Raw genomic sequence first — 11104 nt, 5'->3', positions numbered from 1 at the left:
GCCGGCCACCCGGTCAGCAGGCTGGCCCCATGGGCGAATTGACCATCGACTCCCCCGACCGCGCCGCCCCCGAGAGCCTGCTGGTCGTGGCCGCGCACCCGGACGACATCGAGTTCTGCGTGAGCGGCACCGTGATGCAGTGGATCTCCCACGGCACCCGCGTCACCTACTGCATCGTCACGGACGGCGGCGCGGGCGGCTACGACGAGCAGCTGCCGCGCCAGGCCATGGCGCATCTGCGCCGCGCCGAACAGGTCCACTCGGCGAAGCTGAGCGGCGTCCACGACATCCGCTTCCTCGGCTACCCGGACGGCTTCGTCGAGCCGAGCGTGGCGCTCCGCCGCGACCTGTGCCGGGTCATCCGCGACATACGGCCGCAGCGCGCCATCATCCCCAGCCCCGAGATCAACTGGCAGCGGGTCGCGGACCTCCACCCCGACCACCGGGCCGTCGGCGACGCCGCGCTGCGGGCCGTCTACCCGGAGGCCCGCAACCCCTTCGCGCACCAGGAACTCCTGAAGGACGAGGGCCTGGAGCCGTGGGCCGTCACCGAGTTGTGGCTGATGACGGGCCCCTCCCCCAACCAGTACGTCGACGTCACCCCGGTCTTCGACCGCAAGGTCGACGCCCTGCGTCTCCACACCTCCCAGACCGCGCACTTCGACGATCTGGCCGGCCTGCTGCGCGACTGGCTCTCCGCACACGCCAGAGCGGGCGGCCTGCCACCGGGCCGCCTCGCCGAGGCCTTCCAGATCGTCGACACGACCTGACAGTGCGTCAGTGCACACTCATCGAGTGGCGCGCGGTCAGCGATAGATGAGCAACTCGTCCTCCGTCGCGCCGGTCAGTTCGTACCGGGTGCCGACCAACGGCCGGCCGGCGTAGAGACGGACCAGGGTCGCCCTGTCCCCGTGGAATCGCGCGGCCGGCCGGCCGTTGGTCTCGTTCCCGAGCGCCAGCGGGGTGGCCGCACCGTCCAGGTGAGCGTGCAAGCGGGGGGTCTCCCGGCGCCTGCTCGCGCGCGCCAGGAGCGGCAGCGCGTACTCGGCGGCGTCACCGCCGTACGCACCAGGAACACCGAACGCCTCCCGTACGTCGCCCGCGTGCACCCACTCCCCGAGCGCCACGGCGTCCAGCGTGCCGTCCTCGTACGCCGAGATCGCCGGGCCGGCCGCCACGAAGCCGCGCTCCAGCTCGTCGAGGACGCGGGACAGCGGCCAGTCGACGCGCTCGGCGACGTCCGCCGCATTGGCCTCGGGCAGGAACACCCCCTCTTCGAGGCGGCCCTCCACGATGCGGACGAGCGCCGCGCCACAGTGTGCGAGAACATCCCGCACGGTCCAGCCGGGGCACGCGGTACGCAGGGCGAACCGGTCCTCCGGCGTCGCACGCAACAACGGCAGCAAGACCTCGCGTTCGGCCAGCAGCAACCGTCCCGGCAGCTCCGGATCACGCTCGGAACCGGACATGTCGCTCCTCTCAGTAGCGTCAGTAGCGGTAGTGGTCGGGCTTGTACGGGCCCTCGACCTCCACGCCGATGTACGCGGCCTGCTCCGGGCGGAGCGTGGTGAGCTTGACGCCCAGGGAGTCCAGGTGGAGACGTGCGACCTTCTCGTCCAGGTGCTTGGGCAGCACGTAGACATCGGTCGGGTACTCACTCGGCTTGGTGAACAGCTCGATCTGTGCCAGCGTCTGGTCCGCGAAGGAGTTGGACATCACGAACGAGGGATGACCGGTGGCGTTGCCCAGGTTCAGCAGCCGGCCCTCGGACAGCACGATCAGGACCTTGCCGTCGGGGAAGGTCCAGGTGTGCACCTGCGGCTTGACCTCGTCCTTGACGATGCCCTCGATCTGCGCCAGGCCGGCCATGTCGATCTCGTTGTCGAAGTGACCGATGTTCCCGACGATCGCCTGGTGCTTCATCCGGGCCATGTCCGAGGCCATGATGATGTCCTTGTTGCCGGTGGTGGTGACGAAGATGTCCGCCGTCTCCACCACCTCCTCCAGCGTGGTCACCTGGTAGCCGTCCATCGCCGCCTGCAGCGCGCAGATCGGGTCCACCTCGGTGACGATCACACGGGCGCCCTGGCCGCGCAGCGACTCCGCGCAGCCCTTGCCCACATCGCCATAGCCGCAGATGACGGCGGTCTTGCCGCCGATCAGGACATCGGTGGCGCGGTTGATGCCGTCCACCAGCGAGTGCCGGCAGCCGTACTTGTTGTCGAACTTCGACTTCGTCACGGCGTCGTTCACGTTGATCGCCGGGAAGAGGAGAGTGCCGTCCCGGTGCATCTCGTACAGCCGGTGCACACCGGTGGTGGTCTCCTCGGTCACGCCGCGGATCTCCGAAGCGACGGCGGACCAGTCGCAGGTACTGGCGCCCAACAGGGCCAGTACGACGGCAAGTTCCTCGTTGTCGGCCGTCGAGGGATCGGGGACGGCACCGGCCTTCTGGTACTCGACGCCCTTGTGGACGAGGAGGGTGGCGTCACCGCCGTCGTCCAGGATCATGTTCGGACCGGACCCGCCGGGCCAGCTGAGAGCCCGTTCCGTGCACCACCAGTACTCCTCCAGCGTCTCGCCCTTCCAGGCGAACACCGGAACGCCCTGGGGGGCGTCGGGGGTGCCGTTCGGGCCGACGGCGATGGCCGCGGCGGCGTGGTCCTGGGTGGAGAAGATGTTGCAGGAGGCCCAGCGGACCTCGGCGCCCAGCGCGACCAGGGTCTCGATCAGCACGGCCGTCTGCACGGTCATGTGCAAGGACCCCGTGATCCGGGCGCCGGCCAGCGGCTGCGCCGCGGCGTACTCCCTTCGGATCGCCATCAGGCCGGGCATCTCGTGCTCGGCGAGGGTGATCTCCTTGCGGCCGAAGGCGGCCAGGGAAAGGTCGGCGACCTTGTGATCAGGCATGGACACTCCTTGACGTGAGGACGTTGCGGTGGATGTCGAGGGCCGCTGTGGAGCGGTTGAGAGTGATGTAGTGGAGTCCGGGCGCGCCTTCGGCGAGGAGACGTGTGGCCATCTCCGAGGCGTACTCGACGCCGATGAGGTGCCCTTCCGCCGGCCGGTCCCGGGCGGCTTCCAGGCGGTGGGCCAGGTCTTCGGGGAAGGCGGCGCCGCTGAGTTCCGCGAACCGGCGGATCTGGCGTACGTCGGTGGCCGGCATGATCTCCGGAATGATCGGGGTGACACAGCCGGCGGCGGCCACCCGGTCCCGCAGCCGCAGATAGTCCTCGACGTGGAAGAACATCTGCGTGATGGCGTAGTCGGCACCCGCCCGGCACTTGGCGACGAAGTGGCGGAGGTCGCTGTCCCGGTCGCGGGAGCGCGGATGCCCCTCGGGGAAGGCGGCGACGCCGATGGTGAAGTCCCCCAGCGAACGGACCAGTTCGACGAGTTCGTACGCGTACGTGAGGCCCTGCGGGTGCGGGCGCCACGTCCCCCCGGGGTCTCCCGGCGGGTCGCCACGCAGCGCGAGGACATCGCGGATGCCCGCATCGGCGTAGCTGCCGATGATGGCACGCAGCTCGGCGACCGAGTGCCCGACGGCGGTCAGATGGGCCACCGGGCGCAGGGTCGTCTCGTCGGCGATGCGCCGGGTCACGTCGACGGTACGGCCGCGGGAGGAACCCCCGGCGCCGTACGTCACGGACACGAAGTCCGGTGCCAGGGCCTCCACTCGGCGGATCGTCTCCCACAGCACCCGCTCGCCGGCCGGCGTCTTCGGCGGGAAGAACTCGAAGGAGAACGTCGGGGCGGACGTCATATCCGTCTCCCGGCGTTGAAGTAACCCGCTTCCGGGTGATGGGCGACGAGGGCGTCCGTGGACTGCTCCGGGTGGAGCTGGAACTCCTCGGAGAGCACGACCCCGATGCGCTCGGGACGCAACAGATCCGCGATTTTCGCGCGGTCCGCCAGGTCGGGACAGGCCGGATACCCGAGGGAGTAGCGGCATCCCTGGTACTCGGCACGGAACATGTCCCCCATGTCGCTGGGGTCGCCGCCCTGGATTCCCAGTTCGGCGCGGACGCGGGCGTGCCAGTACTCGGCGAGGGCCTCGGCGAGCTGGACGGAGAGGCCGTGCAGCTCCAGGTAGTCGCGGTAGGAGTCGGCCGCGAACAGCTTGGCGGTCTCCTCGCCGATCTTCGAGCCCACGGTGACGACCTGGAGGCCGACGACATCGGTCTCGCCGGACTCCTCCGGGCGGAAGAAGTCCGCCAGGCACAGCCGCCGGCCGCGACGCTGCCGCGGGAAGGTGAAGCGGGTCCGCTCCGTCCCGTCCTCGTCCAGGACGAGCAGATCGTCTCCCTTGGAAACACACCGGAAGTACCCGTGCACAACGGCCGCTTCGAGCAGGTTCTCCGTACGCAGCCGATCCAGCCACATGCGGAGCCGCGGCCGGCCGTCGGTCTCGATCTGCTCCCGTCGCAGGCCCCACTGGCCCTTGAACAGTGCGCCCTCGTCCAGCCAGGAGGCGTAGTCGGCGAGCTGGATGCCCTTCACCACACGGGTGCCCCAGAACGGCGGCTCCGGGACGGGGTTGTCCGTGGCCACGTCGGAGCGGACCGCGCCCTCGGGCTCCTCGACCTCCAGCGCCGCGGTGTCCCGCTTGGGGACCCTGCGCTGCTTCAGCTCCGGCAGCGTCGCCCCGGGCACGCCACGCTTGACCGCGATGAGGGCGTCCATCAGACGCAGGCCCTCGAAGGCATCGCGGGCGTAGCGGACCTCGCCCTCGTAGATCTCGTGCAGGTCCTGCTCCACATACGCACGGGTCAGCGCCGCGCCGCCGAGAATCACCGGGAACTGCCGGGACAGGCCCCGGCTATTCAGTTCCTCCAGGTTCTCCTTCATGATCACCGTGGACTTCACCAGCAGGCCCGACATGCCGATGACGTCGGCCTTGTGCTCCTCAGCCGCCTCCAGGATCGCCGAGACCGGCTGCTTGATGCCGAGGTTGACGACGTTGTAGCCGTTGTTGGACAGGATGATGTCCACCAGGTTCTTGCCGATGTCATGGACGTCGCCGCGGACGGTGGCCAGCACGATGGTGCCCTTGCCCTCGGAATCCGACTTCTCCATGTGCGGTTCGAGGTGCGCGACCGCGGCCTTCATGACCTCGGCGGACTGGAGCACGAACGGCAGCTGCATCTGCCCGGAGCCGAAGAGCTCGCCGACGACTTTCATGCCCGCCAGGAGGGTGTCGTTGACGATGTCGAGCGCGGGGCGGGTCAGCAGGGCCTCGTCGAGGTCGGCGTCCAGGCCGTTCTTCTCGCCGTCGATGATGCGGCGCTGGAGGCGCTCCTCCAGCGGAAGGGCGAGCAGTTCCTCGGCCTTGCCGGCCTTCAGCGACTTGGTGGATACCCCCTCGAAGAGCTCCATGAGCTTCTGCAGGGGGTCGTAGTTCTCTTCGCGGCGGTCGTAGATCAGGTCGTGGGCGACCTTGACCTGCTCCTCGTCCAGGCGCGCGATCGGCAGGATCTTGGAGGCGTGCACGATCGCCGAGTCCAGGCCCGCCTTGACGCACTCGTCCAGGAACACGGAGTTCAGCAGGATGCGCGCGGCCGGGTTCAGGCCGAAGGAGATGTTGGACAGGCCCAGCGTGGTCTGCACCTCCGGGTGGCGGCGCTTGAGCTCGCGGATCGCCTCGATGGTGGCGATGCCGTCCTTGCGGGACTCCTCCTGACCGGTGCAGATGGTGAAGGTCAGGGTGTCGATGAGGATGTCGGACTCGCGGATGCCCCAGTTCCCCGTCAGATCGGCGATGATCCGCTCGGCGATGGCGACCTTGTGCTCGGGAGTACGGGCCTGCCCCTCCTCATCGATGGTCAGCGCGATCAGCGCCGCCCCGTGCTCCCGGGCCAGCGCCGTGACCTTCGCAAAGCGCGACTCCGGCCCGTCACCGTCCTCGTAGTTCACCGAGTTGATCACCGCGCGGCCGCCGAGCTTCTCCAGCCCCGCCCGGATCACGGGAACCTCGGTGGAGTCCAGCACGATCGGCAGCGTCGAGGCCGTGGCAAACCGCCCGGCCAGCTCGGTCATGTCCGCCACGCCATCGCGGCCCACGTAGTCCACGCACAGATCCAGCATGTGCGCGCCCTCGCGGATCTGGTCCCGGGCCATCTCCACACAGTCGTCCCAGCGGGCATCCAGCATCGCCTCGCGGAACTTCTTCGAACCATTGGCGTTGGTCCGCTCACCGATCGCCAGATACGAGGTGTCCTGCCGGAACGGGACGTGGGCGTAGAGGGATGCCGCGCCCGGTTCCGGACGCGGGGCCCGGGGCGCCGGCGCCCTGCCGCGTACCCGCTCGACAACGCTGCGCAGATGCTCCGGGGTCGTACCGCAGCAGCCGCCCACCAGCGAAATCCCGTAGTCCCGTACGAAGGTCTCCTGGGCGTCGGCCAGCTCGCCCGCCGTCAGCGGATAGTGCGCGCCGTCCTTGCCCAGCACCGGCAGGCCCGCATTGGGCATGCAGGAGATCGGCACGCGGGAATGACGGGCCAGATAGCGCAGGTGCTCGCTCATCTCGGCCGGACCGGTCGCGCAGTTCAGACCGATCATGTCGATGCCCAGCGGCTCCAGCGCCGTCAGCGCCGCACCGATCTCCGACCCCAGCAGCATCGTCCCGGTCGTCTCCACCGTCACCGAGACGATCAGCGGCAGATCGCTGCCCGCCGACTCCAGGGCCCGCCGGGCGCCCAGTACCGCGGCCTTGGCCTGCAGCAGGTCCTGGGCGGTCTCCACCAGCAGCGCGTCCGCACCGCCCCGGAGGAGCCCGGCCGCGTTCTGCTCGTACGCGTCCCGGAGCGTTCCGTACCGGGCGTGGCCGAGCGTGGGGAGTTTGGTACCCGGGCCGATCGAGCCCAGGACCCAGCGGGGCTGCCCGTCCCGTGCGGTGAAGGTGTCCGCGGCCTCGCGGGCGATGCGCGCCCCGGACTCGGACAGCTCGAAGACCCGCTCGGGGATGCCGTACTCCCCCAGCGCCGCGTGGTTCGCGCCGAAGGTGTTGGTCCCCACGCAGTCGACGCCCACCGAGAAGTACTCCTCGTGGACCGAACGCACGATGTCGGGGCGGGTGAGATTGAGGATCTCGTTGCAGCCCTCGTGGCCCTGGTAGTCGTCCAGGCCGGGGTCGTGGGCCTGGAGCATGGTGCCCATGGCTCCGTCGGCGACCACGACACGCGAGGCGAGGGCACGGCGGAGCGTCGCCGCCCGTCCGGCCGTCATGTCAGCTCCTTCAGGTGGGCGACCAGGTGGGCGATGCAGCCCACGCCGTACGTGCCGCGGACGCGTGCGACGAGGGCGTCGCGGTAGAGGCGGTACTCCTGCGTGCCGACGTAGTCCAGTGCGGTAGCGGCGACCGCGCAGCCCAGCTGGGCCGCGCACTTCTCAGGGACGCCCCACGCCATGCCGGCGAGGAATCCGGCCCGGAAGGCGTCGCCCACCCCGGTCGGGTCGACGACGCCCGCCACCTCCACGGCCGGGACGGCGAGCGGGGGCCGGCCGTCCCGCCGGATGCGGGCGCCGGCTGCCCCGTGCGTGGTGATCCAGCAGCCGACGCGGCGCAGGATCTCCGCCTCGGTCAGGCCGGTGCGCTCCGCCAGGAGGGCCGACTCGTACTCGTTGGTGAACAGCCAGCGCGCGCCGTCCACCAGCTCCAGCACGTCCGCCCGCGTCAGCCGGGCGAGCTGCTGGGACGGGTCGGCCGCGAACGGGATGCCGAGGGCGCGGCAGGCACGGGTGTGACGCACCATCGCCTCCGGATCGTCCGGCGAGATCATGACCAGGCCGAGGCGTCCCACCCGTGCCAGGACCGCGCCCAGGTCGATGTGGCGTGCCTCGGCCATCGCCCCGGCGTAGAAGGTCGCGATCTGGTTCTGCATCCGGTCCGTTGTGCACACGAACCGGGCCGTGTGCAGCTCCTCGCTGACCCGTACCGAGTCCGTGTCCACGCCGTGCTGCTTGAGCCATACGCGGTACGGCTCGAAGTCGGCGCCGACCGCGCCCACCAGCACCGGGCGCAGCCCGAGCAGGCCGAGGCCGAAGGAGATGTTGGCCGCCACCCCTCCCTTGCGGATGTCGAGCCGGTCCGCGAGGAAGGAGAGGGAGACCCGGTCCAGCCGGTCGGCCAGGAGCTGGTCGGTGAAGTTGCCGGGGAAGGTCATCAGATGGTCGGTGGCGATGGATCCCGTGACCGCGATCCGCATGTCGGGGTCTCCTCCGCTCGTCAGGCACCGGCGGCCGCGCGCAGGGCCGCCACGCGGTCGGTGCGCTCCCAGGTGAAGCCGGGGAGTTCACGGCCGAAGTGCCCGTACGCGGCGGTCTGCGCGTAGACCGGACGGAGCAGGTCCAGGTCGCGGATGATCGCCGCGGGGCGGAGGTCGAAGACCTGCCCGATGGATTCCTCGATGCGGGCCTGCGAGACGACCGCGGTCCCGAAGGTCTCGACGAAGAGACCGACCGGCTCGGCCTTGCCGATCGCGTACGCGACCTGCACTTCGCAGCGGGTGGCCAGGCCGGCGGCCACCACGTTCTTCGCGACCCAGCGCATGGCGTAGGCGGCGGAGCGGTCCACCTTGGACGGGTCCTTGCCGGAGAACGCGCCGCCGCCGTGCCGGGCCATGCCCCCGTACGTATCAATGATGATCTTTCGGCCGGTGAGGCCCGCGTCGCCCATCGGGCCGCCGATCTCGAACCGCCCCGTGGGGTTGACCAGCAGCCGGTAGTCGTCGGTCTCCAGCTTGATGCCGTCCTCGGCGAGCCGGCCGAGGACATGGTCGACCACGTGCGCGCGGATGTCGGGCGCCAGCAGGGAGTCCAGGTCGATGCCGCCCGCGTGCTGCGACGAGACGACCACGGTGTCCAGGCGCACCGGGCGGCTGCCCTGGTACTCGATGGTGACCTGGGTCTTGCCGTCCGGACGCAGGTAGGGAACGGTGCCGTCCTTGCGGACGTCGGTGAGGCGCTGGGAGAGCCGGTGCGCGAGATGGATCGGCAGCGGCATCAGCTCGGGGGTCTCGTCGCAGGCGTACCCGAACATCAGCCCCTGGTCGCCGGCGCCCTGCCGGCCCAGCTCGTCACCGCCCACGGCACTGTCCTCGTCCATGGTGTCGACGCCGCGGGCGATGTCCGGTGACTGGGCGCCGAGGGAGACCGAGACGCCGCACGAGGCTCCGTCGAAGCCCTTGGCCGACGAGTCGTACCCGATGTCGAGCACGGCGTCGCGCACGAGCTGGGCGATGGGCGCGTACGCGGTCGTGGTGACCTCGCCCGCGATGTGCACCTGGCCGGTGGTGATCAGTGTTTCCACCGCGACGCGGGCCCGCGGGTCCTGGGCGAGCAGGGCGTCCAGAACGGTGTCACTGATCCGGTCGGCGATCTTGTCGGGGTGTCCCTCGGTGACGGATTCCGAGGTGAAGAGCCGTCTGCTCACGTCAGTCCACCTCCGCACCGAAGAAGTTCGCCTCGATGGCGTCGAGCGTGCGGATGGCGTCGACCTCCAGCGTCTCCATCTCGATGGACCTGCCGCACTGCTGCTCCAGCAGGAAGACGAACTCCACGAAGGAGAGCGAGTCGATCAGGCGGTTCTCGATGAGATCCAGGTCACCCGGGATGTCCTCGCGCTCCGGGTGGCGCTTGAGGATCCAGTCCTTGACCTGCTGCAGTCCGTCGTTCATGGGGTGCTCCTTACGGTGCCGATGGTGCGGAAGAGGGGTGTACGGAAGAGAGGTGGGGGCGATCCCGTGCGGGGTCGTCCGCCGCCGGGTCGCCGAGGATCGGGGCGGCCACGGCCACCGCGTAGTCCACGTCGTGACTGATGCTGACGGTGATCTCGGTGATGCCGGCCTGTGCGGCGTACTCGGCTGCCTTGCGCCGGAGCTGGACGAGCGGCCATCCGCCGTCCGCGCGCCGCACCACGATGTCCCGCCAGGGCAGCAGTACGTGACGGACGCGCAGCGTCTTGAACGCGGCCTCCTTGGCGGCGATCCGGCCGCACAGGCCGAGGAGGTCCAGGCCGCTGGACGTACGGCAGTCGTCCAGTTCACCGGTGTCCAGCATCCGGCCGAAGAACTCCTCGCCGTACTCCGTGAGGAGTCTGCGGACGCGGGTGACGGACACGATGTCCATACCGAGATTCGCCCAGCCCAGGCCGCCCGCCGGTGGGGCGGTGGGGCGGGCCGGCACCTCAGGTCACCGGCCGGCCGGACAGGGCGGGACCGGGAGCGGCGGCGTTCGCGCGGCGCACCGCCTCGGTCGCCGCAGCCCAGCTGCCGTGCCGCCGGGTGAGCGCGGACAGCCAGCGTTCCAGGCCGAAGGCCACGCAGCTGGTGAAGGCCGGGCCGCCGTCGCCGGCCAGGGAGATGTCGCAGCGGTCACCGAAGAAGTTGCGGTGCGTGTTGACCGAGGCGATCGCCAGATCCTCGTACAGGAACTCGTGCTTGACGGGCGACAGGCGCTGCAGCAGTGCCTTGGTGTTGCCCTTGTCGTAAAAGGGGTCGCAGGCCGCCTCCCTGCGCAGGGGCAGGTCGAGCGCCTCGGCGAAGGCGGTGATGCGCTCGGTGAAGGCGGCCAGGTGTGCCTCGGCGTGGTCACGGCTGCCGAGTGCGACGATCTCCCGCATACGGAAAGCGAGTTGGCGCCGGAGCCCTTCGTAGTACTGCTCCTGCCGGAAGCACCAGCCGACGATGGTGACGAGCGAGTCGTCGGCCACCTGCCGGCCCTGCTGGTCCAGGAAGACGGCGTAACAGGAGGCGGAGGGCAGGCCGAGTTCGGCCGGCTGGAGCGCCTGGCAGGGGAAACAGCCGGTGTCCGCGCAGAACGGCGAGGTGTCGCGGCGCGCCAGGTCGAGCGGGGCCGCGACGACTGCCTGCTGCGGGAAGTTGTCGTAGTAGTCGAGCCGCGCCAGATCGGCTGCGGGCAGCAGCGGCGGCATGGTCATCGGCCGGGCGCCGGCCGCCACGCCCCAGCTCTCGAAGGTGTCGTCGAGGAGCCGGAGCAGGGCGGTGCCCTCCGGCCCGAGCGTCGGCAGCCCGCTCTGCGGCTGTTCTTTGTTCGGGGACTGGGGCTGAGCAGGTGGTGCTGTGGTCACGGTCCACCTCGCAGT

At 70.1% G+C, this 11104-nt stretch carries 10 protein-coding genes; 1 reads left to right on the top strand and 9 read right to left on the bottom strand.

Annotated elements, in window-relative coordinates:
* Nucleotides 1-29: 29 nt before the first annotated feature.
* Nucleotides 30-770, top strand: coding sequence for a PIG-L deacetylase family protein (locus ACZ6WH_RS30940; protein WP_469732444.1), 741 nt, complete (start codon nucleotides 30-32; stop codon nucleotides 768-770).
* A gap of 36 nt (nucleotides 771-806) precedes the next feature.
* Here the strand turns inward: ACZ6WH_RS30940 and ACZ6WH_RS30935 are convergent, their stop codons facing one another.
* Genes ACZ6WH_RS30935 through ACZ6WH_RS30895 form a run of 9 tightly spaced genes read right to left on the bottom strand, consistent with a single transcriptional unit; the run spans nucleotide 807 to nucleotide 11089 of the window.
* On the bottom strand, nucleotides 807-1469 hold the full coding sequence (locus tag ACZ6WH_RS30935) for a maleylpyruvate isomerase family mycothiol-dependent enzyme (RefSeq protein ID WP_469732442.1): 663 nt from the start codon (nucleotides 1467-1469) through the stop codon (nucleotides 807-809).
* A 19-nt stretch (nucleotides 1470-1488) separates the two neighbouring features.
* On the bottom strand, nucleotides 1489-2910 hold the full coding sequence (gene ahcY / locus ACZ6WH_RS30930) for an adenosylhomocysteinase (protein WP_469732440.1): 1422 nt from the start codon (nucleotides 2908-2910) through the stop codon (nucleotides 1489-1491).
* On the bottom strand, nucleotides 2903-3766 hold the full coding sequence (gene metF / locus ACZ6WH_RS30925; protein ID WP_469732438.1) for a methylenetetrahydrofolate reductase [NAD(P)H]: 864 nt from the start codon (nucleotides 3764-3766) through the stop codon (nucleotides 2903-2905). Before metF ends, ahcY begins: the two co-directional genes overlap by 8 nt.
* Nucleotides 3763-7227: a methionine synthase gene (gene metH, locus ACZ6WH_RS30920; RefSeq protein ID WP_469732436.1), complete on the bottom strand. Its 3465-nt coding sequence runs from the start codon at nucleotides 7225-7227 to the stop codon at nucleotides 3763-3765. The genes metF and metH overlap by 4 nt, the downstream gene beginning before the upstream one ends.
* Nucleotides 7224-8207: a carbohydrate kinase family protein gene (locus ACZ6WH_RS30915; protein WP_469732434.1), complete on the bottom strand. Its 984-nt coding sequence runs from the start codon at nucleotides 8205-8207 to the stop codon at nucleotides 7224-7226. The genes metH and ACZ6WH_RS30915 overlap by 4 nt, the downstream gene beginning before the upstream one ends.
* A 20-nt stretch (nucleotides 8208-8227) precedes the next feature.
* Nucleotides 8228-9433: a methionine adenosyltransferase gene (gene metK / locus ACZ6WH_RS30910; protein WP_469732432.1), complete on the bottom strand. Its 1206-nt coding sequence runs from the start codon at nucleotides 9431-9433 to the stop codon at nucleotides 8228-8230.
* Between the two features lies 1 nt (nucleotide 9434).
* Nucleotides 9435-9677 (bottom strand): acyl carrier protein, encoded by a 243-nt coding sequence (locus ACZ6WH_RS30905; RefSeq protein ID WP_362216837.1) that lies wholly within the window; start codon nucleotides 9675-9677, stop codon nucleotides 9435-9437.
* Between the two features lie 10 nt (nucleotides 9678-9687).
* The gene (locus tag ACZ6WH_RS30900; RefSeq protein ID WP_469732429.1) at nucleotides 9688-10128 is read right to left on the bottom strand and encodes a holo-ACP synthase; all 441 of its coding nucleotides are present in this window, start codon (nucleotides 10126-10128) and stop codon (nucleotides 9688-9690) included.
* Nucleotides 10129-10186: 58 nt separating this feature from the next.
* Entirely contained in the window at nucleotides 10187-11089 is a 903-nt protein-coding gene (locus ACZ6WH_RS30895) for a class-II aminoacyl-tRNA synthetase family protein (RefSeq protein ID WP_469732427.1), read from the bottom strand.
* Nucleotides 11090-11104: the final 15 nt, after the last annotated feature.

It is taken from the genome of Streptomyces sp. NPDC050806 (assembly GCF_055586425.1).
This window is presented reverse-complemented; position numbering and strand designations above follow the sequence as displayed.